Here is a 21460-nt window from a genome sequence, read left to right on the forward strand (position 1 = left end):
TTAAGTCAGTTGATTGAACTAAAGTTAAATCAAGTGACTGACTTAACGGAAGGGTGCGCCTCCGATCGTGACGAATATCTCCGGTGCCGAGCAGCTTCGGATGGTCGAGGATGATGGTGCCCATGACTACGAGGACTGAGGACGCGTCGGCCGACGTCGGCGGCGCCGCAAATTCCGCGCGCTCTGCTGCAACCCGAGACCGCATTCTCGCCGTCGCCGAGCAGTTGTTCGCCGAGCACGGTGTCTTCGCGGTTTCGAACCGTCAGGTGAGCGAGGCGGCAGGTCAGGGCAACAATGCTGCCGTCGGATATCACTTCGGGACCAAGACCGATCTGGTCCGCGCGATCGTGAACAAGCATTCCCAGCAGGTCGAGAAGAAGCGTGGCGCACTGCTGTGTGAGATCGAAGGGTCCACAAACGTTCGTGACTGGATTTCGTGTCTGGTTCGGGCGTCGACCGATCACTACGCCGAAATGGGTGGCCCGACTTGGTACGCGCGGTTCAGTGCACAGATTCTCACCGACCCGGTCCTGCGGAAAATCGTCTACGACGAGGTACTGGCCTCGCCCACCCTGCAGGAGACGCTTCGGGGACTCTCTGACTGTCTGGCCGACATGCCGATGAGTGTTCGACGCGCCCGCGCGGACATCGGACGCAATGCGATCGTGCACATGTTCGCCGAACGTGAGCGCACGCTTGCCGAAGAGGGGCCGGACGCGGTCACGTCATGGGAGGACTTCACGACCGACCTCGTCGACGCGCTGGTCGGGCTTTGGACGGCTCCGATCAGCCGCTGACCGGCCGTTTGTCCGCGCTAGCCGCCCGGTCCGGGGCAACCCTGCGCAATGGATCTCGCGTCGGCGGAAGATCCAGGAGCAAGCCGACTCCGGCAAGAATGATGACAAGACCGCCAACGAGCGCGAAGGTAACAGGCTCGTTCAACCACAGCACTCCGATGGCTGATGCCGAAATCGGAACGAGAAGAGTGACGGCCGATGCCGCGACTGGACCCGCCTGACGAATTATCCAGAAGTAGACCAGGTAGCCACCGGCGGTAGCCCCCAGCCCCAGGGCTACCACGGCGATGAGTGGGCCGACGGTTATGGGCCCCGGAGGGGGAGCGACGGCGGACACCGGCACCAAGAGGGCGACCGCGGCAAGTTGCTGGCCGAGGGCCAGCGTCAGGGGTGGAGTGTCCTGGAACGACTTTCGTGCGTAGACACCTCCGACTGCGTACAGCAGCGCCGCGGTCAAAGATGCGCCAATGGCCAGCATTGCGCGACTGTCGATCGTTGACGGAATTCCGCCGACAAGCACCGAGACGCCGACGATGCCGATCGCGACCCCCGAGAGTTTTCGCCAGGTGATCTTTTGTCGAAGCCAGAAAGCGGCGACGAATACGGTGAACATCGGAGTCGTGGCATTCAGGATCGACGCCGTCGACGAGTTGAGGCCGACGATCGCAGTTGCGACAAGTGTCAGGGGCCCAGCGACGTTGAGGGCAGCCAGCAGTAGGAATGCAGGAAACCGATGACCGACCGCGCGCCAGGTCGATCTGCTGGAAGCAGTTATCAGCGCGAGAACCAACGCTGCAACAATGAAGCGGCCGTGCGTCGTGCCGACGGCGCCGAGAGTTGGTGCTGCCACAGCAACCAGGGGGAACGAGCTTCCCCAGAGCATGCCGACCAACAGCAAAGCTCCAACTACGGCGAATCGGCTGCTGCCGATTGCTTTCCAATTCTTCATTGCTCCTCTTCGCCGACGACCTCGCGGACATGGATGGTCGATGCCAGACCTACCCTATACCCCCAGTAGGTATAGGGTTGACTGTGTCATGATGCTGCAGACGAGCGGGGATCCAGCGACGGTAGATTCCCTATCCTGCAACGGTTTATACGGCGAGATGTCAACTGAACGCACCCTCAGGCTCAGTAAAATATACCTATAGGGGGTATACTGGCGGTTGTATCGGGCTCGCTTGCGGGCCACATCCGTCCCGCAAAAGAACAGGAATCCCAATGAGCAGTTGTGGCTGTGGCAACACCCCGAAGTCTGACGCCAAAGGCGATGTCGGCGCTGTCGGTTCGGCGATGCCGACCGGTGGGAAAGACCTACTCACCGCTGGCAGTAGTGAACTCGTCGAATGTCGGGTCATGCCCGGCAGCGTGATCGAGAAGGCGCGTGCCGAAGCGGAAGGCCTGTTCCGTGACTTCGAAGGAAATCGGTACTGGTTCTGCTGCAAGGGATGTGGTCCTCGATTCGACGCAAATCCGAGGAAGTACGCCGACGTGAGTTGAGCGAAAAGTGGTGGTGCAGGCGATGGCTGCACCACCACTTTCGTTGAGGCCCAATCGAGGTTCGGGCAGACCGTCGACATCAGACGGTGCGAGCGCATGCGCACTGGGTTGTCGCCAAGGTGCATTGGCCTCGCGTGGTTTCATACGTCGCCTGTCCGGGCAATTCAGCAACTGTCTCCCGAGGCCAAAGTGCAAATCCTGCAACGGCTCCCACTGCGGCAAGCGCTGCAAGGACGCTCCAGGTGACCGCAAATCCCGCGCTCGAACCAACCCATCCGGCGATCGGATAGGTGACAAGCCAGGCAAGGTGCGACAGGGAGAACTGGGCTGCGAACACCTCCGGTATGCCTGCGGGTTCGACGGAGCGCCGAAGTACTTTTCCGGTCGGAGTGACGATCATGGCCATGCCGGCGCCGACGAGCGCCCACACTGCGGCAGTGAGCATCCACGTGAATACACCGGCCACGGCGAGGGCTGCTGCCGCGCCGGCGCTGACGACCAGGACAACGGAACCTGCTGTCATCACGGTACGTTCAGCGGTTCTGTCGAGAACGCGTGGAAGAAGAAGCGCGGTCACCAACGTGCCGGTGCCTGACGCGGCAAGCATCCACGCCACGTCGGATTGGGTTCCACCGAGCTCGTCGCGGACGTAGTTGACGGTGTTGACCACCACGATCGATCCGGCTGCTGCCACCACGAGATTGAGTGCCATGATGCCGCGCAGTCGCGGCGTGGTCACGAAGATCCGCATCCCCGACGCGATCCGATCCCACGCCTTGCGGTGAGTACTTCGGCGAGCGTTGGGGATTCGGGTGGCCAGCACGAGCAGTGCCGAGACGGCAAAGCCCACGGAGGTGGCGACGAACAACAGGTTGAATGTCATGAAGGACAGAGCGACTGCGGCAAGAACAGGGCTGAGCAGACTTTCCATCGTGTAAGCGACCTGCGATGCCGACAGCGCGCGGGTGAAATCGGCCTCGTCGGTCACGATGTCAGGGATGACCGCTTGGAACGTGGGAGTGAACGCTGCCGACGCAGCTTGGAGAACGCCCACCAGCACGTAGATGTGCCAGATCTCGCTGACGAAGGGCAATGCGATCACGACCGCTGCGCGAATGGCGTCGAGGACAACGAGGAAAGCCCGTCTCGGCAACCGGTCTACGTACGCCGCCGCGAGTGGAGCGATCACGACGTACAGGGACATCTTGATCGTCAGCGCGGTGGCCAGCACGGCTCCGGCGCTCGGTCCGGCGAGTTCGTAGGCGAGTAGACCCAGCGCAACCGTCGCCAACCCGGTGCCGAACAGCGCGATGATCTGGGCGCTGAAGAGCAGGCGATAGTCGCGAATCAAGAACAGACGCAGGCTGTTCCGTTCCGGTGCGGAGTTAGCGATCCGGTTCATTTGGTTTCACTCCCGCGACAAGATTGAAAGCTCCGGTCAGGACATTGAGGGCGACGATTCCGACTACGTCGGCGATCTCGCGATCACCGTAGCCGTGCGCTCGAAGGCTCGTGATGTGTTCGTCTGAAATCGAGGCAGGCTCCCGATAGACGCGAAGCCCGAGGTCGATCATTGCCGCGATGGCGGGATCGGCCGAGGTGCCCGCGCGGGCACGCTCGATCTCGTCCGCCTCGACGCCGTTGGCGTGCGCGGCGGCCACGTGGGCTTCGAGGCAAACAGCGCAACCTTGCTGGACCTGCACAGCGATAGAGATTCGCTCGGTGATCTTGCGGCTCAGTTTCGCTCGCTTCATTGCTCGGCTGAGTTGCAGATAGCCGCCCAGCACAGCGGGCGAATGAGCCATCGCCGCGACCATGTCACCGACCTGTCCGTGACGGTTGACGAGTTCGGCGAGAAGGTCTTTCGATGCACCGACAGCGGTGGTGGGCGTGAGAGAAGCAAGGCGCGACATAACGAGTCCTAAGTGGTTCCGCCGGTGGTGGGTTCGGCTGGTGACAGCCGGCCGAACCCACCACCGGAGTTGGTCAAGAATTGACGGTGGATTGAACGGGTCGAGGATCGTCGACCTTGGTCGACCGCATCACGATCGCGGTGATTGCTGCGCCAACCACTGCGATGGCGGCTGCTCCGAGGAACACGGCGGAGAAACCGTTCGTCAACTCCGTCAGGTCACCGAGTTGATCAGCGCCGAACACTGCTGCGATCGCGGTCATCACCGCGAGGCCGACAGCCGAGCCGACCTGGTAGCTGACGTTGACGATGCCGGAAGCCAATCCGCCCTCTTCCGGGCGCGCAGCCGAAATCGCCGTACCGAGTGAGGGAATGAACGCCAGCGTCATACCTGCCGCAGCCACGAGCGATGCCGGCAGTACGTCGACCCAGAAGTTGCCGGTGGGCCGGATCAACGACATCCAACCCAAACCGATTCCCAGTACCAGCAATCCGGTCACGATCATCGCTTTTGCACCGAAGCGTGCCATGGCCCGTGGTGCCACGACGACCATGCCGAGCATGACGAAGATCGTCATCGGCAGCAGCGCCGCACCGGCCGGGAAGGCGCTGTATCCGAGCACTTGCTGCAGGTACAGGTTCAGGAAGAACCACATCGGTATCCAGGCAGCGCCGAGGACGAGCTGAGCGATGTTCGCGGCACCGAGGTTGGGCGCCTTGAAGATTCCCAGACGCACCAGAGGTTCCCGACGCTTGGACTGGATCAACACGAATGCACCCAACAGAGCGGCCGAAACGGCGAGCGCCAGCCACGTCTGCCCGGATCCCCATCCGACATCAGGTGCTCTGACGATGCCGAAGACTCCGACAGCAAGACCTGCGGTGACAGCGAGTGCGCCGAGGAAGTCGATCGACCCGGTACGTGCCGGTGCGTTCGGCATCAGGAGGGGAGTAGCGATCAGCGCGATGACAGCGATGGGAATGTTGAGGTAAAACACCCAAGGCCAGCTGGTGTATTCGGTGATGACGCCGCCGAGGAACACGCCGGCCGTACCGCCGGCCGGGGCGGCAGCGCCGTAGATGGACAGCGCCTTGGTCATCTCTTTCTGCGTGCTGCCGAACAGCATCATCAGCAAGGTGAGCGCCGACGGCGCGATGAGTGCGGCACCGGCACCCTGAACTGCGCGGCCCGCAAGTTCGACGGCGACGTTACCGGCGGCACCGGCGACAACGGAACCGATCAGCAGGATCAGCCAACCAGCGGAGAACACTCTGCGGGCGCCGAACAGGTCGGACAGGCGGCCGCCGAGGAGGAGTAGCCCGCCGAACGCGATGACGTACGCATTGAAGACCCAGGTCAGGCCTTCTTGGGAAAAGCCGAGATCGCTCTGCATCTGGGGGAGAGCGACGCCGATGATGGAGGTGTCCATGATGACCATGAACTGAGCGGCGGCGATCAACGCCAACGCCCACCACTTACGGGTGGATTTCGGTTGTGTGGACATTCTGAGTTCCTTACCTGTACGGGGTATAGGTGATGCTTGTGTGGTCAAGGGGTGTCGTAAGCGGGCCTGGGTGACATCGGCGCAGCGCTTCGTTGGGGTGCACGGGGAAATGCTGCTCTTGGAACTCATTCGGCCGGCGCTCTGTGTAGATGCGCATCGGATCTCCTTCGAGTGAATTCAGGGTGTTCGAGTAGTTCGTTGCATACCCTAGGGGGGTATGGTACAAATTGCAACAGGTTCGATGTCAAGGAGTGCAGAACCTGACGCAGACGGCAACGAAAGTGCTGCCGACCCAAACTTTGGAGGGCAAGATGTTCAGCGACAACGGCTACACACTGGAATTGGCAACGTCGGAGGCGGCCGTCGGCAGCCATGTCCCCTTGCAGTTCCGGATCCTGGATCCGGTTGGAACTCCGTTGACCCGGTACACGGACACCCACGACAAGCAGTTGCATCTGATCGTGGTCGGTCTGGACCTGACCGGATTCCAGCACGTGCATCCCGAATTGGACGAGAACGGAAACTGGCATGTGTCAGTCGATTTCGATCATGCGGGAGACTATCGAGTATTCGCTGATTTCACTCCGGACGGCGGTGACGGAATCACGCTCAGTGCGGATGTGCGCGTCGCCGGATCCTATGATCCTCGGCCGTTGCCCGCCGCTACTGCCGCCACGACGGTCGACGGCTACGCAGTCTCTCTCGAAGGCGCGGCCCACGCAGGGCAGACATCGAAGCTCACACTCTCGGTCAGTCGTGACGGAATCCCGGTCACAGACTTGCAGCCCTACCTTGCCGCATACGGGCATCTGGTCGCGTTGCGTGCCTCCGACCTCGCCTATCTCCATGTCCATCCGGACGGCTACCCCGGTGACGGTCTCACGCCGGCCGGACCGGCAATCACCTTCTACGCCAACATGCCGAGCGCCGAGGATTACCGGTTGTTTTTGGACTTCAAGCACGGCGGAGTGGTGCGTACGGCGGAATTCACGCTGACGGCCGACAAAGCGACCACGCCTGGGGCCGAACACTCGAGCCACGCGCACCACGGGCACTGAAACCGAATGCGTTTCGCAGCAACGGGAAAACGGGCATGGGCAATCGCCATGCATCCATCTGTTCGTGCAGTAGCGAAATGCGTGGCGATGTGCGCAGTGATTGCTCTGCAAGACAACGGAAGTCGAAGAGTCGCCGCACATCGCCCCGGTAACGAGAATTGTTGCGAAGTCACGCGTTGACGAACAGGAGGACATCGAATGTCGGAAGCGACAGAAGTGGGCAACGCTCCAAGCAGTGCCCCAAACAGTGTCCAAGGCAATGATACGACCGGCGATGTGTGCTGCACGGGAGATTCGCACGGCTACATCACCGCCAAGGGCGACTACCTGGCGCGTCTGCGTCGCATTGAAGGTCAAGCTCGCGGCCTGCAGCGCATGGTCGACGAGGACAAGTACTGTATCGACATCCTGACGCAGGTGTCGGCGATGACCAAGGGCCTCCAGGCGGTGGCCATGGGCCTGCTCGAGGACCACATCGGCCACTGCGTCGTCAAAGCCGCTGTTGCCGGTGGGCCCGAGGCGGACGCGAAGATCAAAGAAGCAAACGACGCGATTGCGCGATTGGTCCGCTCATAGAATTGTGATGAACATTGATACCTTGGTGCGCATGTTCAGTATCGAGATCCGTCGTACATTCGCTGTGAGGCAGGGGCTTCCGGCACCGGTGCGGGACGCGAAGAACTTGCCGCCGCTGATGCCTGCCGAGGGATTTCGCGTGACGATGCGAGTGGCGTTCTCGTTCGAGGACGACCAACTCGGAGAACGTGGATGGTTTGTCGACACGGACGCTCTGGACGAGTCCGTCGATCGATGTGCCGAGCAATTGGCGAGCGGTGCCTGGCCGGAGATTTTCGATTTCCGTCCGTCATTCGAGAATGTCGCGAAGTGGGCTTTCAGTGAACTTGCGTCCAGCATTCCTCAGCTGACCTACGTCGAACTCGACAACGAGACGATCGGTGTGGCAACAAGATACGTCAGATCACAATGATCTGACGTATCTCGTTGACGCACCGCCTTCGGTCGACCGGCCTACTGGTAGAGGCGCAACGCAGAACCGATGAAGGTCTTACCGAATGCGAGTCCGGCCTTGTTGAAGTAGAAGCTCAAGACCGTATCTGCAAACGGGACTGCGGACACCGTTTTGGTGATCTGTGACTCGGCGTCTGCCCACTCCGCGCACGCTTCTTCGCCGGTCAAGCCGGATGCCTTGGCAACGGCTGCTTCGTAGGCGGGGTTGTTGATCGAAGAGAAGTTCTTACCTGCTGCCGGAGCAGGACCGGAGAAGAACGGGACGAACCCGCTGGGAACCGAATTGTTGATCTGGATCCACGCGATGTCCCACTGGTTGTTGTCCTTGCCACTGAGCATGACGTCGACAACCTTGGTCTGGTCGGCTCCTGTCACCTCGACGGTCGCACCGAGGTCGGACCATGCCGACTGGGTGAGCTCGGCTGCCGCGCTGCGCGCATCTTCGCCGGCAGCGTAGAAGAGGCGGAGGGTCAGCGGCTTTCCGTCCTTGCTTCGTTTGCCGTCGGAGCCGGCGACCCAACCTGCAGCGTCCAGTGTTGCCTCAGCTGCGCTGAGGTCGAAGTCCGGAATGTTGCCTGCGACAGAGTCGTACACACAGGCTCGGGGCTCGACGGAGACAAGACTTGTTGCACGGGTGCCCTGGCCGCCAGTGATGACTTCAGCGAGATCGTCGAGATTGACAGCCTGGACGAGAGCTTTTCGAACGGCGGGATCACTGGTCGGATTGTCCGCAATCTGATTGAAGTACATCTGACCGGCGGGAAGTGGGCGCTGGACCGAGTCGAAATTGGCGGCATCGATGCGATCCTTGTCCGGACCGGCGATCGGAGATGCGCTCAGTTCGCCTGAGAGAAGCTGGTTTGCTGCGGTGCTGACATTGGGTGCCATGACAGCTATGACTGTCTTGGGGACACCCGGTGTGTCGGAGGTGGTGTCGTCGGGCCCCCAGCTGTAACCGTCACGACGCTCGAACGTGTAGTGGTCATTGGCCGAGACTTCGGTGACTTCGAACATGCCGGAGCCCAGCGACTTGTTGTTCGAGGCGGTCGGATCTTCGAGTCCGGCATCGCACATGATCGGGAGGCGACTGATGGTGAGGAGGAGGAACGGGGTCGGCGCCGGAGTGGTTACCGTGATGGTGCGGGTGGCGAGATCGGCAGTGGCCGAAGCGCCGATGGGAACTGTGGTGCCGCGTTGTTGTGAACCCTTGGCTGGATCGGCTACGAAGTTGATGTTGTTCGCGACGGTCTGTGCAGTCAGCGTCGACCCGTCGGTACAGGTCACGCCTTCACGAATGGTGAAGGACGCGGAGGTCGGCGTTTCTTCCCACTTCTCGGCCAACCATGGTTTGAATTCACTGGTTTCAGGATCCTGGTAGACCAAGGAGTCGTACGCCAGCTTCGAAATTTCCGCGGTTGCCGCAGAGCCGGACATGATCGGGTTGAGTGCACCCGGATCGCCTTGCAACGCGTACCGGAAGGTTCCGTCAGTCAGAGGCTCACCGCCGCCGGAGCCCGAGGACGTGCCTCCCGAGCTGCAAGCCGACAATACGAGCGCGAGCCCCGCGGTCGCGGCAAGCGTCGAATAGGAGCGGTGTTTCATTGTGCCTCCGTGAAGGAGCCGGGGCCCGGGAGTGAATCGTGAGGGCGCAGTCGAGTGTGACCGCTAAATCTTGGCGTAGGACGTGACGGGCATCTCGGTCGATCCTCACGAAAATCGGGCGGATTTTTGTTCGATTTCACGAAGGTTGGAGTTCTGGTTCAGTTCACGGGGAGTCGAGGTCACTTCGTCGTGGCCACCCGGTCTCCGTGAGCACGGTTGCTGGAACTGACCTCAACGGGGAGGTGGGGCCGAGACCGTGGAGGTCTGCGTCGTCGTCGATTTCGGACCAGAATTCGTCCGCCGAAACATCAAGGCCGAGAACGATCCACGGCGGTCCGGCTTCTTGGAACGCGTACGAGACGGTTCCGGTACGCGGAATTGTCGTATCGAACAGTCGGTCTCCGACGGGATAGCCCTGCTGCTCGCCGACCAAAGTCAAGGTAGTCGGTTCGAAGGATGCATCGCGCAGAATCTTCTCGACTGCGCGGTCGAAGCTCTGCTGGACGCTGAACTCTTCGTCCGAGTTCGAACCGGTGAACTCGGGGAAATGCGCACAACACAAAACGTATGGGCCTGCTGAGTTGCAGTAGAGACGAAACACGGGAAATCCACCGGCCACGACGTGACGTTAGCAGGGCGTCGAAATGGAGAAGTTGCTGTTTCAGCAAAGATGGTTGCGTGAGTTGTGGAAGGTCGTTCATCCTGGGTGCATGAGCCACGAACACCACAATCACCACGAAAACTCCGATACCACCGAGAATCCGTACGCCAAGGCGGACGCACAGTTCTGGAACTCGCTGTACGAGGAACGCCCCGCGCGCTGGAGCGGAAATCCCAACCCACAGTTGATTGCCGAAGCCTCCGACCTGGAACCGGGCACGGCACTCGACGTCGGTTGCGGCGAAGGTGCCGACGCTTTGTGGTTGGCGCGTCGCGGGTGGAAGGTCACCGGCACCGACATCTCGTCGGTTGCGCTCGGCCGCGCCCAGGCTCATGTCGAGGGCGAGGGCGTCGACATCGAATGGCTGGAAGCCGACCTGACGAAGTGGGATCCGCAGGGGCGCTCGTTCGATCTGGTGTCCGCGCAGTACTTCCACATGCTCGAACCCGCGCGCGGGGAATTGTTCCGTGCTCTCGGAGATCTGGTCGCGCCCGGCGGGCATTTGCTGATCGTGGGCCACTCACCTCACGAGTCGCCGACCGAGCACCATCGGGCCATGCTCCATACACCCGAATACGTGGAGTCGCTGTTCACCGATGGTTGGAAGGTGTTGGTCTCGGAGTCGCGGGAACGTGATCTTCCCGCGAACCCCGAGATGCATCACACGACGGATACCGTTGTGCTGCTTCAGCGATTGAGTGCGAGTACCGACAGCAACTCGTAAGCGACGTGAGCCGCTGCGATACCGGTGATCTCGGCGTGGTCGTACGCCGGCGCTACCTCGACGATGTCGGCGCCGACCACGTTGAGTCCCACCAACCCACGCAGTGTGTTCAACAATTCGCGAGAGGTCATGCCGCCCGCTTCGGGTGTTCCGGTGCCCGGAGCGTGGGCGGGATCGAGTACGTCGATGTCGACGGAGACGTACACCGGGCCACCGTCGAGGCGCTTACGCATGCGCTCGACGATGCTGGCGACACCGTCGACCTCGTAGTCGTCACTGCGGATCACCTGGAAGCCGAGGACGCGGTCGTCTTCGAGGTCCTTCTCGCTGTAGAGCGGTCCACGGATGCCGATGTGCTGCGAACGCTCCATGTCGATCAGGCCCTCTTCGCTGGCGCGGCGGAAGGGGGTGCCGTGGGTGAAAGGCTGACCGAAGTAGGTGTCCCAGGTGTCGAGATGAGCGTCGAAGTGCAGGACGGCGATCGGGCCGTGATCGCGGGCCAGTGAACGCAGGATCGGCAGTGCGATGGTGTGATCGCCGCCGAGCGTGAGCACGGAGGAACCGTCGGCGCGCAGGTCGGTGACGGCGGACTGAACCGTCGTGAGAGCTTCCTGGATGTCGAAGGGGTTGACGCCGATGTCGCCGAAATCGGCTACCTGCTGGTTGGCGAAGGGCGAGACCTTCAGCGCTGGGTTGTACGGACGCAGCAGCTTCGACGCAGCGCGGATGTGCCCCGGACCGAACCGGGCACCGGGGCGGTAGCTGACACCCGAATCGAAGGGGATGCCGAGGATTGTCACGTCGGCGCGCGAGACCTCCTCCAGGCGCGGGAGACGCGCAAAGGTGGTCGGCTCGGCGTAGCGGGGGACGCGCGTGGCGTCGACGGGTCCGATGAACGATCCGGGGTTGTTGGTAGCCATGTGCAGAGGTCCCTGCTCTCGATTCGGCGCACACCGGGCGCCCTTCAGTGATGTAGCTCTCTGAGCAAGTATGGTTTCTTCAAGAGGCTCGGTTGTCAACCCCTGTTTCCTGAAAGGGACACGGCGGTCGTGAAGGAGTGGGTTCAGTGGCCAAGGCGAAGGAAGCGGTCGAGCCGGTCGGACCGCGCATCGGGGCGAGGCTCAAGGCGGCACGTCAATCGAAGCGGTTGACCCTCGACGACCTGGCCGAGGCCTGTGGTGTGACCAAGGGGTATCTCTCGAAACTCGAGCGCGATCACGTCAACGCGTCGGTGGCGACCCTGATCAAGGTGTGCGCGGTGCTCGAGATCCCTGTCGGATCCCTGTTCGAGAATGCGTCCGCCGGTGAAGTAGTCCGCGCCGACGCCATGCCGCAAATCAGCTTCGGTGGCGAAAAGATGACGGAGTACCTGCTCACGCCTACCAACGAGCGTCGAATCCAGGTGCTGCTCGGCGAGCTGGAACCAGGCGGCGGAAGTGGTCGGGAGTTCTACAGTCTGCCGATCGACGTGAACTTCGTGCACGTGCTCGAGGGCGGCTTGCGGGTCTCGTTCGAGGGCGGTCGGACGGATCCGAACGGTGAGGCCGTCGATGCCGAAGACGTCGTACTTGCGGCGGGCGATTCCTTCACATTCACGCCGACGCACAACCATAGTTTTCAGGCCGAAGGCTCGGTTCTGGCGAAGGTTCTGTGGGTCTTGAATCCGGCATTGCCGGAAGGGCCCCGCGCGTCGTCTTCGTGAGACTCGAATCCGTGAATGTTGATTCTTGGGAAACAAGAGTTGACATGATTGGCGGCACCCGTCACGCTGGTAGTTGTCCCCGTCACATACACCGTCGAAAATTGGCGTCACGGAACTCCTGAAGGAGCGCACCATGCATGTCGATTCAGTTCGAGTTGGCCTGTTCCAGGGTCCGCTCACCACCCCGGACACCTTTGCGTCGGTGGAGTTCAACCTCGCTGCAATCGACACTGCTGCCCGCGAGGCTGCAGCATCCGGTGCGAAGATCCTGCTGACGCCGGAGATGTCCGCAACCGGCTACGACATCGGCGAACTGGTGTCGCTACGCGCGGAACCGGCCGACGGCCCCATCTTCGATTCCGTCGCCGCGATTGCTCGAAGCGCCGGCATCGCAGTCGTCTACGGCTACCCCGAACTCGACGGGGGAGATGTCTACAACAGTGTGCAGGTGGTGGACCGCGATGGCTCTTCGCTTGCGCACTACCGCAAGACACACCTGTTCGGCACGCTCGACCGCGAACATTTCCGGCCAGGTGAGACCCTGGTGGTCGGGTTCGATTTCGAGGGCATCCGCTGCGGATTGTTGATCTGCTACGACGTGGAATTTCCGGAAGCGGTTCGGGCCCATGCCGACTCCGGTACCGAATGGCTCATCGTGCCGACAGGGTTGATGACTCCGTACGAACACATTGCGCAGCAAGTGGTTCCGGCCCGCGCATACGAGAGTCAGATGTTTGTCACCTACGTCAATCGCTGCGGCGCCGAAACCGAGCTGACCTACTGCGGTCTCTCGTGCGCCATCGCGCCCGACGGTGCCGAGTTGGCGAGGGCCGGCGGCGACCAGGAATTGCTCTTCGCGGACATCGCCGCCGCCACCGTCGCGCAATCGCGCACTCTCAATACACATCTCGACGATCGACGCCTCGATCTGTATCCAGACCTTCCTGTCACGACTGTCTCCAAGGAGAACCGTAGATGACCATCCCAGTAGCTCCGGACAGTTCCTCGGAACCCGGCAAGCAGCCGCCCCTCACGATGTTCGGACCGGATTTTCCGTTCCCGTACGACGACTACGTTTCCAGTCCGGCGGGACTCGGCTCGGTGCCCGACCTGGCACTGGGTACCGAGGTTGCCGTGATCGGTGGCGGACTCTCCGGCATGATCGCGGCCTACGAGTTGCTCAAGATCGGTCTCAAACCGATTGTCTACGAAGCCGATCAGATCGGCGGCCGGATGCGGTCGGTCGAGTTCGACGGGCACCCCGGGGTTGTCGCCGAGATGGGCGCAATGCGTTTCCCACCGTCGTCGACGACGTTGTTCCATTACCTGAACGAACTGGGTCTGCAGACCGAAGAGTTCCCCAATCCCCTTGCCGAGGTCACACCGAGCACGGTCATCGATCTCAAGGGTGAGAGCCACTACGCGCACACTCTCGAGGATCTGCCGCCGATCTACACCGAGGTGGCGCAGGCCTGGCAGCGCACTCTCGAAGAGCATGCCGATCTGATTCCGTTGCAGCAGGCCATTCGTGACCGCGACACCGCAGAAATCAAGCGGATCTGGAACGACCTCGTGGTGCGCTACGACGACCAGACGTTCTACGGATTCCTCGCCGCGTCGAAGCACTTCAAGTCCTTCCACATGCGGGAAGTGTTCGGACAGGTCGGATTCGGTACGGGCGGTTGGGATACCGACTACCCCAATTCGATCCTCGAAATCCTTCGTGTGGTCATCACGGCCGCCGACGACGACCACCGCGGCATCGTCGGTGGATCGCAGCAGCTGCCGATGCGGTTGTGGAACCGCGCCCCGGCGCACATGGCGCATTGGCCTGCCGGTACTACGGTCGCTTCGCTCAACGACGGTGAGACGCGTCCCCGCGTCACCGAACTCCGGCGTACCGAGCCCGGCAACATCACGGTCACCGACTCCGAAGGTTTCATTCGCACGTATGCGAGTGCCGTTGTGACAGTGCAGAGTTGGATGCTGTTGAACAATATCAGGTGTGACGACGATCTGTTCCCGATCGACCACTGGACTGCGATCGAGCGAACTCACTACATGGGTTCGACCAAGGTGTTCGTTCTCGTCGACCGCCCGTTCTGGAAGGACAAGGACCCCGTGACCGGCCGTGATTCGGTGTCGATGACACTGACCGACCGTATGAGTCGCGGCACCTACCTGCTGGATCAAGGCGAGGGCAAGCCAGGCCTGATCTGCTTGTCGTACACCTGGTCGGACGATTCGCTGAAGCTGCTGGCGCTCGACGCCACCGAGCGCATGAACATCATGCTGCGCTCTCTCGAAGAGATCTACCCCGGCGTTGACTTCCGCAGCCACATCATCTCGAGCCCGGTGACGCTGTCGTGGGAAACCGAGCGCGACTTCATGGGCGCATTCAAGGCGAACCTTCCGGGGCACTACCGCTACCAGGAGCGCCTGTTCTCCCACTTCGTGCAGAATGATCTCGAACCGCGTCATCGGGGAATCTTCCTCGCCGGTGACGACGTGTCGTGGACCGCCGGCTGGGCTGAGGGCGCGATCCAGACCGCGATCAACGCGGTATGGGGCGTCGTCAACCATCTCGGCGGCGCTGCGCCTGCCGAGAATCCCGGACCCGGCGACGTGTTCGAGGAGCTCGCTCCGATCAGGTTGGGCGACTGAGCTCACCGCAACTGCCGAAATGTCGTGCCCGATGGGGGTTGGTACTCCTATCGGGCACGACCTCTTTCCGGTGATCCACGCAACACTGGAAAGTGTTCGGATCCAATAATTTCCAGGAGGGTGTTCAATGGCGAGCACATCATCGGCGACCAAGACCGCAGCTGCAGAATCGAGATCGGCAGGCGGTGATCGATCCGGTGACCCGGCGCTCGAACTGGTCGCCGAATTGGCCGCAGCGGGCCAGCGACTCGTCTTCCGTCAGGGTGACAACCTGAACAGTGACGATCTGACCTGCGTGGTGCTGTGGCCGTCCGGAGAGCCCTCCCTCTCCGATCTGTGCGAGAACTTCGAGTCTCTCGGACTCCGAGTTTCGACGCACCGCCCGCTTCCGACCGTTCTGGGTTCTGCGCATTACTTCACCTTCGAGCCGAGCACCTTCGACGGCAGTGCGCTGGAGAAGATGGCGGACGCCTTCGAAGCCGTCATCGCCGGACAGACCCGGATGGATGCGTTCTCCAGTCTGATCGGACGAGCAGACATCACCTGGCGCGATGCAGAGTTGCTGCGCGCTGCGTGCCGTTTCCTCGCTCAGGCTCGTATCGGTTTGTCCGAGAGCTACATCGTCGGAGTGTTGGCAGCGAAGCCACTCTTCGTACGGCAGGCAATCGAACTTTTCACCGCGCGTTTCGACCCCGCCGTGGCGGGTGTGCGTGAGACAGCTGTGGCTACCGCAACGGCAGCTATCGACGAATCAGTCGACGGTGCAGACACTCTCGACGAGGATCGCGTCTTGCGCGGCGTGCGTTCGTTCCTGCAGGCGACTCTGCGCACCAACTGGTACCTGCGCGGTGAGAGCGGCGAACCGCTGCCGTACGCGTCGTTCAAGATCGACTCGCAGTTGCTCTCCACTCCGCAGAAGACCGTTCCCTTCCGCGAGATCTACGTCAGCGCACCCAATGTCGAAGGCGTGCATCTGCGTAGTTCCTCCGTCGCCCGTGGTGGCCTGCGTTGGTCGGATCGATACGAGGACTTCCGCACCGAGGCTCTGAGTCTCATGAAGACCCAGAGCGTGAAGAATTCGCCGATCGTTCCTTCGGGAGCCAAGGGCGCGTTCGTGGTTCGGGGCACGTCGTCACCAACCCCCGCGCAGGTGCAGGAGTCTTACAGCACCTTCATTCGCGGCTTGCTGGACGTGGTGGACAACATCGTCGACGGCGCTGCGGTACACCCGGCAGAAGTAATCGAGTACGACGGTGAAGACTCCTATCTCGTCGTGGCAGCAGACAAGGGGACCGCGCGGTTCTCGGACGTCGCGAACGGCATCGCTGTCGAGCGTGGTTTCTGGCTCGGCGACGCCTTTGCTTCCGGCGGTTCGGCCGGATACGACCACAAGGCGATGGGCATCACCGCTCGCGGCGCCTGGGTAGCGGTTCGACGGCACTTCGCCGAGCGCGACCTCGATGTCGACACCGATCCGTTCACCGTCGCGGGTATCGGGGACATGTCCGGCGACGTGTTCGGCAACGGAATGTTGCTCTCGCACAAGATCCGTCTGGTCGCGGCATTCGATCACCGCCACATCTTCATCGACCCGAACCCCGACACCGAGACGAGCTTTGCCGAACGCGCTCGCCTCTTCACCGTGCCGCGCTCGTCCTGGGACGACTTCGATCGCACCGTGATGTCGCCGGGCGGTGGCGTCTGGCCGCGGAGCGCGAAGTCGATCCGCCTTCCGCTCGAGGCGCGTGCGGCCCTCGGAATCACCGAGGAGAACTTGACCCCGCAGGAACTGATCCGAGCGATCCTGTGTGCTCCGGTGGACCTGTTGTGGAACGGCGGCGTCGGTACCTACGTGAAAGCGTCGACCGAAAGCAACGTCGACGCGGCCGATCCGTCCAACGACGCAGTTCGCGTCAGCGCTGACGAGTTGCGTGCAACCGTGGTGGGTGAGGGCGGCAACCTGGGTTTCACCCAGCGTGCCCGCATCGAATATGCCGCTGGCGGAGGACGAATCAACGCCGACTTCATCGACAACGCGGCAGGCGTGGCTACCTCGGACCGTGAGGTCAACATCAAGATCGCACTCGCAGAGTTGGAAGCGACCTCGCGCAATGAACTACTCGCGGCGGCCCAGGACGAGGTGGCCGCATCGGTGCTCGAGGCCAGTGAAGATCAGACCCTCGCGATCAGCCTGGCCGAGCACCGCGCACCGGCCCTGCTCGATCAGCACGAGCGGTTGATCGAGAACCTCGTCTCGGCGGGCGCCATGAAGCGACTGGAAGAATCTCTGCCCGACTCCAAGGCGCTGGCGGTCAGGGCGCGTGCCGGGCAGGGTCTCCTGCGGCCGGAACTTGCTGTGCTGGTGGCGCAGTCGAAGAACGTACTGACGGCGGAATTGGGGGCGTCGACCGTCCCGGACAATCAGATCTTCGCCGATCGTCTCCCGCAGTACTTCCCGCTCTCCGTCGTCGAGGCAGCACCGGACGCGGTCCGCGCACATCGGTTGGGCCGCGACATCATCATCACCTCGGTTGTCGACGAACTGGTCAACCGCGTCGGCCCCGGCGTGCTGTTCCGGCTCGAGGAACACCTCGGAGTCCACAGTCCGGAAGCGGCTCTGGCCTACGCAGTAGTCAGCGAAGTGCTCGGCACCGAGGAACTTCGGCGCGAGATCTTGAACTCGGAGCTGCGCGCCACCGAGCAGTTGCAGGCTCTCGATCGCTTGCAGCAGTTGTTGGAATCCGAGATGAGCTGGGTGTTGCGTCGTCCGGGAGCAGCCGGCCGGTTCACCGTGAACCCGCGCGCCGACATCGATCGGTGGGCAGCCCCGGTGCGGGAACTCACCGACGGTTTGCCGGCCAGCGAGCGCATCGAGGCGTCTTTCGGAGCACTCGCCCTGGCAGACATTGCACTGCAGGAGAATACGACGGCCGCGGCCGCAGCCGCGATCTATCGGGAACTCTCCGACGCTCTCGATCTGGGCGATGTTCTCGGCGGCGTCGACGTCGCCGTCGGTGCCTCGCATTGGGAGGTCATGGGCAGCGCTGCCGTCCATGCCAGGTTGACGGCGCGTTTCGCGGACCTCGTGTCCGGTGCGCTCGGTGAAGGTATTCCGGAGGTCGTCGAGTTGTGGACCGCCGCCAATCCGCAAGCGGTGCGCCGGTTCACGGCTTTGATGTCGAGCGTGAGCCGCAGCGGAGCGCTGGACACCGCCCGTCTCTGCACGGTCGACGCCGAACTCGAACTACTCGTCCGCGGTGCGTCGAGCTTCGCTTCGGTACACGCCGCGGAGGGTTCAGCGGCCCTCCCAGGCGAGTAGCGATAGCAGCAGTTCGGCTCTGACCCTGGCCTGTCCGAGGTCGCATTGCAGCAGTTCCTCGATGCGTGCGATGCGACCTCGGAGGGTGTGCCGATGAACACCGAGTTCGGCTGCGGCCGATTCCCATTGGCCGTTTGCCTCGAGATAGGCGCGCAAAGACGCGGCCAGTGCGGTTCCGTGTGCCTGGTCGTGTTCGGTCAGCACCGGGATGGTGTCCGCAGCCATTGCGATCAGTGCCTCACGGGCAGGCTCGGATGCCAGAATCGTCGAACCACTCAGAGCGTCGAACTCGAGAATGCGGGCAGTGGCCGTCGTGAGATTGGCCGCGGCGCGGGCCTGGACGAGTGCGCGCGGTGCGTCCAGAAGACGGTGAGGGGTGCTGATTCCGGCACGCACGGCTTTCGCTTCGGTGGGGGAGAGCTGCGCCAGTAGTGTTTTGGCGGTGTCGATTGTGTCGGTTCCGCGGAGGAGGACGGTCAGCGAACCGTCCTCGGATTGCGCGAACAACGGCCGGCCTGCTCGCGCGAGAGCGTTGTCGAGTTCGCGAAGAACTGGGCCGAGTCCGGATCCGCGAACGTGGACGACACGAATGTTGCCGTGCGTGTCGCTTGCCTCGTCCAAGTACGACGGCACACCGTCCTCGGGGATTCGGCCGTCGAGTAAGAGCCCGAAAGCCATGGCGTTGAGTCGAGTTCGCTCGGCCCGTAGTCGAACCGGTTTCTCGAGTTCGAGAGTGAGCAGCGAGACCGCATGCCCGAGCAACACTCTGTCGATATTGCTCAGGGGCCCGGCGCCCGCCATGGCGAGGTAGCCGTGCCAACTGTCGGTGACGCCGACGGGGGACAGTGTCAGCGTCCGTTCGGGTGTGCTCTGCGAGATCGACGCCGGAGCGTTGGGATCGCGGGTGGTGGCCGCGACCGCGCGAACCTCGGTGATCAACGACTTCTGGTTTGCCGGATGCACCGCGGTGATCCGATCACCGACAAACGCCACCGAAGTTTTTGTGGCCGTGGCTAGTTCACGCACGATGGCAGACACGCCACCGCGCAGTGCAACGCGGGTGATGCGCGTCTGTACTTCTGCCGCGCGGAGTACCGATTCGTACTCCTGCTGGCTCAGACGGGTCATCACCGCGCGCGTGACTGCCGCGAACGGGGTCGTGAACGGCACTTCCAGCAGGGGGAGTCCGCGGCTGCGGGCGGCGGCAATCAGGTCTGTGGGCACACTCTCGTGGGAAAGGCCGGTCCCGAAACCCAGAGCCGATACTTCTGCGGCGGCCAGACGGTCGATGTACTCGCTGTAGTCGGTGGCGTCCGCGCCCACCAGTGCCAGCCCGGTGGTGAGCACCAATTCGCCGCCGGAAAGCCACGGGGTGGGGTCCGTCAGCTCTGTGGCCTGCGCAAACGTGACGGGGTGGGTGGCAGCTGCTCGGTCGGTGAGCAGAGCCAGCGAGAGGTGTTTCTGGCGCAAGAGCCACGAGATCGGAACCGTCACCTGATCAAGGCTAGCTGTCGTTGCCGATATGGAGTAGCCCTGGAGCTCCGGGTGTCCATTTCGGCAGTGCTTGCGATGCTTCGCGCGTCGCATACTCGAATGCAATACACAACCGAGAGGGTGGTCACATGAGTGCAATCGAATACCGGCTTCCGCAGGAGCGTCGCATCGTCACGGAGTTCCCGGGCCCGCGCTCGGCTGCGCTCGCCGAACGCCGTAAGAAGGTCGTCGGCGCCGGCGTCGCATCCACCCTCCCGGTCTACGTCGCCGACGCAGACGGCGGAGTCATCGTCGACGTCGACGGCAACTCGCTGATCGACCTCGGTGCCGGTATCGCGGTGACCAGCGTCGGCGCCTCCAACCCGGCCGTCGTGTCCGCAGTTCAGGATCAGGTCGCGCACTTCACTCACACCTGTTTCATGGTCGCTCCGTACGAGGGCTACGTCGAGGTCGCCGAGCGTCTCGCCGAGCTCACCCCCGGTGACCACGAGAAGCGTTCCGTGCTGTTCAACTCCGGCGCAGAAGCCGTCGAGAACGCCGTCAAGATCGCCCGTCACGCAACCGGTCGCGACGCAGTCGTCGTCTTCGACCACGCGTACCACGGCCGCACCAACCTCACGATGGCACTGACCTCGAAGTCCATGCCGTACAAGAGCGGCTTCGGTCCGTTCGCCCCCGAGGTCTACCGCGTCCCGATGTCCTACCCGTACCGCGAGGGCCTCAATGTCGACGGCTCCAAGATCACCGGTGAGCAGGCCGCACAGCGCGCCATCACGATGATCGAGAAGCAGGTCGGCGCTGCCAACACGGCCGCCATCCTCATCGAGCCCATTCAGGGTGAGGGCGGATTCATCGTTCCCGCAGAAGGATTCCTCCCGACGCTCGTCGCGTGGGCCAAGGAGAACGGCGTCGTCTTCATCGCCGACGAGGTTCAGGCAGGCTTCGCTCGTACCGGCGCCTGGTTCGCCAGCGATCACGAGGGGATCGTCCCCGACCTGGTCACGCTCGCCAAGGGCATCGCAGGCGGCATGCCGCTCGCCGCTGTCACGGGCCGCGCCGAGCTCATCGACGCTGTCCACCCCGGCGGCCTCGGTGGCACCTACGGCGGTAACCCCGTCGCCTGCGCCGCTGCATTGGCGTCCATCGACCAGATGCGTGAGCTCGACCTCTGTGGCCGCGCACGCACCATCGAGTCGACCGTCGTCGGCCGAATGAACGCACTGGCAAAGGAACTCGACGTCATCGGTGACGTTCGCGGTCGCGGCGCGATGCTCGCCATCGAGCTGGTCAAGCCCGGTGGGCAGGAGCCGGACGCAGACATCACCAAGAAGATCGCCGCCGAATGCCTCGCTGCCGGCGTCGTGATCCTCACCTGCGGTACCTACGGCAACGTCATCCGTCTGCTCCCGCCGCTGGTCATCTCCGAAGAGCTGCTCGACGACGCGTTGACCGTCCTCGAGACCGCTATCCGCACTGCAGCACAGGGGAACTGA

At 62.7% G+C, this 21460-nt stretch carries 19 protein-coding genes; 11 read left to right on the forward strand and 8 right to left on the reverse strand.

Annotation, left to right across the window (positions count from 1 at the left end; genetic code table 11):
* Nucleotides 1-122 precede the first annotated feature (122 nt).
* Nucleotides 123-797, forward strand: a complete 675-nt coding sequence (locus AOT96_RS13540) for a TetR/AcrR family transcriptional regulator (RefSeq protein WP_050656006.1) — start codon at nucleotides 123-125, stop codon at nucleotides 795-797.
* Here the strand turns inward: AOT96_RS13540 and AOT96_RS13545 are convergent.
* Nucleotides 787-1746 carry a DMT family transporter gene (locus AOT96_RS13545; RefSeq protein WP_065351865.1) on the reverse strand — a complete coding sequence of 320 codons (960 nt, stop codon included), beginning with the start codon at nucleotides 1744-1746 and terminating at the stop codon, nucleotides 787-789. The two genes, AOT96_RS13540 and AOT96_RS13545, sit on opposite strands and share 11 nt — an antisense overlap.
* Before the next feature lie 272 nt (nucleotides 1747-2018).
* Here AOT96_RS13545 and AOT96_RS13550 point away from each other — a divergent pair, with 272 nt between their 5' ends.
* Nucleotides 2019-2297, forward strand: coding sequence for a YHS domain-containing protein (locus AOT96_RS13550; protein WP_065351866.1), 279 nt, complete (start codon nucleotides 2019-2021; stop codon nucleotides 2295-2297).
* 79 nt (nucleotides 2298-2376) lie between these two features.
* On the opposite strand, the gene AOT96_RS13555 is transcribed toward AOT96_RS13550, so the two are convergent.
* The 3 genes from AOT96_RS13555 to AOT96_RS13565 all read right to left on the reverse strand — a co-directional run bounded on the left by AOT96_RS13555 (nucleotide 2377) and on the right by AOT96_RS13565 (nucleotide 5714).
* Nucleotides 2377-3699: an MFS transporter gene (locus tag AOT96_RS13555; protein WP_197523637.1), complete on the reverse strand. Its 1323-nt coding sequence runs from the start codon at nucleotides 3697-3699 to the stop codon at nucleotides 2377-2379.
* Nucleotides 3683-4210, reverse strand: a complete 528-nt coding sequence (locus tag AOT96_RS13560; RefSeq protein WP_065351867.1) for a carboxymuconolactone decarboxylase family protein — start codon at nucleotides 4208-4210, stop codon at nucleotides 3683-3685. Before AOT96_RS13560 ends, AOT96_RS13555 begins: the two co-directional genes overlap by 17 nt.
* 73 nt (nucleotides 4211-4283) lie before the next feature.
* Entirely contained in the window at nucleotides 4284-5714 is a 1431-nt protein-coding gene (locus tag AOT96_RS13565; RefSeq protein WP_041814608.1) for an MFS transporter, read from the reverse strand.
* Nucleotides 5715-6025: 311 nt separating this feature from the next.
* Between AOT96_RS13565 and AOT96_RS13570 the strand changes: the two genes are divergently transcribed.
* The 3 genes from AOT96_RS13570 (at nucleotide 6026) to AOT96_RS13580 (ending at nucleotide 7760) form a co-directional block, all read left to right on the forward strand.
* On the forward strand, nucleotides 6026-6772 hold the full coding sequence (locus AOT96_RS13570) for a hypothetical protein (RefSeq protein WP_442978609.1): 747 nt from the start codon (nucleotides 6026-6028) through the stop codon (nucleotides 6770-6772).
* Nucleotides 6773-6970: 198 nt separating this feature from the next.
* Nucleotides 6971-7348 (forward strand): metal-sensitive transcriptional regulator, encoded by a 378-nt coding sequence (locus AOT96_RS13575; RefSeq protein ID WP_029537469.1) that lies wholly within the window; start codon nucleotides 6971-6973, stop codon nucleotides 7346-7348.
* A 7-nt stretch (nucleotides 7349-7355) separates the two neighbouring features.
* Nucleotides 7356-7760: a 6-carboxytetrahydropterin synthase gene (locus AOT96_RS13580; protein ID WP_041814610.1), complete on the forward strand. Its 405-nt coding sequence runs from the start codon at nucleotides 7356-7358 to the stop codon at nucleotides 7758-7760.
* A gap of 41 nt (nucleotides 7761-7801) precedes the next feature.
* On the opposite strand, the gene AOT96_RS13585 is transcribed toward AOT96_RS13580, so the two are convergent.
* Together AOT96_RS13585 and AOT96_RS13590 are read right to left on the reverse strand one after the other, a co-directional pair.
* Nucleotides 7802-9403, reverse strand: a complete 1602-nt coding sequence (locus tag AOT96_RS13585; protein ID WP_065351869.1) for an ABC transporter substrate-binding protein — start codon at nucleotides 9401-9403, stop codon at nucleotides 7802-7804.
* Nucleotides 9404-9566: 163 nt separating this feature from the next.
* Nucleotides 9567-10022: a hypothetical protein gene (locus AOT96_RS13590; RefSeq protein ID WP_228401782.1), complete on the reverse strand. Its 456-nt coding sequence runs from the start codon at nucleotides 10020-10022 to the stop codon at nucleotides 9567-9569.
* 91 nt (nucleotides 10023-10113) lie between these two features.
* On the opposite strand from AOT96_RS13590, the gene AOT96_RS13595 reads away from it, so the two are divergent.
* Entirely contained in the window at nucleotides 10114-10788 is a 675-nt protein-coding gene (locus AOT96_RS13595) for a class I SAM-dependent methyltransferase (protein WP_065352843.1), read from the forward strand.
* On the opposite strand, the gene speB is transcribed toward AOT96_RS13595, so the two are convergent.
* Nucleotides 10752-11708 (reverse strand): agmatinase, encoded by a 957-nt coding sequence (speB, locus tag AOT96_RS13600; protein WP_065351870.1) that lies wholly within the window; start codon nucleotides 11706-11708, stop codon nucleotides 10752-10754. The two genes, AOT96_RS13595 and speB, sit on opposite strands and share 37 nt — an antisense overlap.
* Before the next feature lie 146 nt (nucleotides 11709-11854).
* On the opposite strand from speB, the gene AOT96_RS13605 reads away from it, so the two are divergent.
* The 4 genes from AOT96_RS13605 (at nucleotide 11855) to AOT96_RS13620 (ending at nucleotide 18473) form a co-directional block, all read left to right on the forward strand.
* Complete coding sequence (locus AOT96_RS13605) at nucleotides 11855-12490, forward strand: helix-turn-helix domain-containing protein (RefSeq protein ID WP_007727089.1); 636 nt, start codon at nucleotides 11855-11857, stop codon at nucleotides 12488-12490.
* A 133-nt stretch (nucleotides 12491-12623) separates the two neighbouring features.
* Complete coding sequence (locus AOT96_RS13610) at nucleotides 12624-13469, forward strand: carbon-nitrogen hydrolase family protein (RefSeq protein WP_065351871.1); 846 nt, start codon at nucleotides 12624-12626, stop codon at nucleotides 13467-13469.
* Nucleotides 13466-15154, forward strand: coding sequence for a flavin monoamine oxidase family protein (locus AOT96_RS13615; RefSeq protein WP_007727084.1), 1689 nt, complete (start codon nucleotides 13466-13468; stop codon nucleotides 15152-15154). The genes AOT96_RS13610 and AOT96_RS13615 overlap by 4 nt, the downstream gene beginning before the upstream one ends.
* A 127-nt stretch (nucleotides 15155-15281) precedes the next feature.
* A complete protein-coding gene (locus AOT96_RS13620; RefSeq protein WP_065351872.1) occupies nucleotides 15282-18473 on the forward strand; it encodes an NAD-glutamate dehydrogenase domain-containing protein in 3192 nt (1063 codons plus the stop codon).
* Here AOT96_RS13620 and AOT96_RS13625 read toward each other — a convergent pair.
* A complete protein-coding gene (locus AOT96_RS13625; protein WP_065351873.1) occupies nucleotides 18450-19967 on the reverse strand; it encodes a PucR family transcriptional regulator in 1518 nt (505 codons plus the stop codon). The genes AOT96_RS13620 and AOT96_RS13625 overlap by 24 nt on opposite strands.
* 128 nt (nucleotides 19968-20095) lie before the next feature.
* On the opposite strand from AOT96_RS13625, the gene gabT reads away from it, so the two are divergent.
* Nucleotides 20096-21460 (forward strand): 4-aminobutyrate--2-oxoglutarate transaminase, encoded by a 1365-nt coding sequence (gene gabT / locus AOT96_RS13630; protein ID WP_007727077.1) that lies wholly within the window; start codon nucleotides 20096-20098, stop codon nucleotides 21458-21460.

The sequence above is a fragment of the Rhodococcus sp. 008 genome (assembly GCF_001682295.1).
In the GTDB taxonomy this organism is placed as follows: Bacteria; Actinomycetota; Actinomycetes; order Mycobacteriales; family Mycobacteriaceae; genus Rhodococcus_F; species Rhodococcus_F qingshengii.

Excerpts from the sequence above, each read along its gene's own strand:
- AOT96_RS13615 (WP_007727084.1), top strand. The coding sequence starts at position 13,466 with ATGACCATCCCAGTAGCTCCGGACAGTTCCTCGGAACCCGGCAAGCAG.
- AOT96_RS13560 (WP_065351867.1), bottom strand. The coding sequence starts at position 4,210 with ATGTCGCGCCTTGCTTCTCTCACGCCCACCACCGCTGTCGGTGCATCG.
- AOT96_RS13545 (WP_065351865.1), bottom strand. The coding sequence starts at position 1,746 with ATGAAGAATTGGAAAGCAATCGGCAGCAGCCGATTCGCCGTAGTTGGA.
- AOT96_RS13620 (WP_065351872.1), top strand. The coding sequence starts at position 15,282 with ATGGCGAGCACATCATCGGCGACCAAGACCGCAGCTGCAGAATCGAGA.
- AOT96_RS13575 (WP_029537469.1), top strand. The coding sequence starts at position 6,971 with ATGTCGGAAGCGACAGAAGTGGGCAACGCTCCAAGCAGTGCCCCAAAC.
- AOT96_RS13570 (WP_442978609.1), top strand. The coding sequence starts at position 6,026 with ATGTTCAGCGACAACGGCTACACACTGGAATTGGCAACGTCGGAGGCG.
- AOT96_RS13580 (WP_041814610.1), top strand. The coding sequence starts at position 7,356 with ATGAACATTGATACCTTGGTGCGCATGTTCAGTATCGAGATCCGTCGT.
- AOT96_RS13610 (WP_065351871.1), top strand. The coding sequence starts at position 12,624 with ATGCATGTCGATTCAGTTCGAGTTGGCCTGTTCCAGGGTCCGCTCACC.
- AOT96_RS13540 (WP_050656006.1), top strand. The coding sequence starts at position 123 with ATGACTACGAGGACTGAGGACGCGTCGGCCGACGTCGGCGGCGCCGCA.
- gabT (WP_007727077.1), top strand. The coding sequence starts at position 20,096 with ATGAGTGCAATCGAATACCGGCTTCCGCAGGAGCGTCGCATCGTCACG.
- AOT96_RS13595 (WP_065352843.1), top strand. The coding sequence starts at position 10,114 with ATGAGCCACGAACACCACAATCACCACGAAAACTCCGATACCACCGAG.
- speB (WP_065351870.1), bottom strand. The coding sequence starts at position 11,708 with ATGGCTACCAACAACCCCGGATCGTTCATCGGACCCGTCGACGCCACG.
- AOT96_RS13565 (WP_041814608.1), bottom strand. The coding sequence starts at position 5,714 with ATGTCCACACAACCGAAATCCACCCGTAAGTGGTGGGCGTTGGCGTTG.
- AOT96_RS13585 (WP_065351869.1), bottom strand. The coding sequence starts at position 9,403 with ATGAAACACCGCTCCTATTCGACGCTTGCCGCGACCGCGGGGCTCGCG.
- AOT96_RS13550 (WP_065351866.1), top strand. The coding sequence starts at position 2,019 with ATGAGCAGTTGTGGCTGTGGCAACACCCCGAAGTCTGACGCCAAAGGC.
- AOT96_RS13555 (WP_197523637.1), bottom strand. The coding sequence starts at position 3,699 with ATGAACCGGATCGCTAACTCCGCACCGGAACGGAACAGCCTGCGTCTG.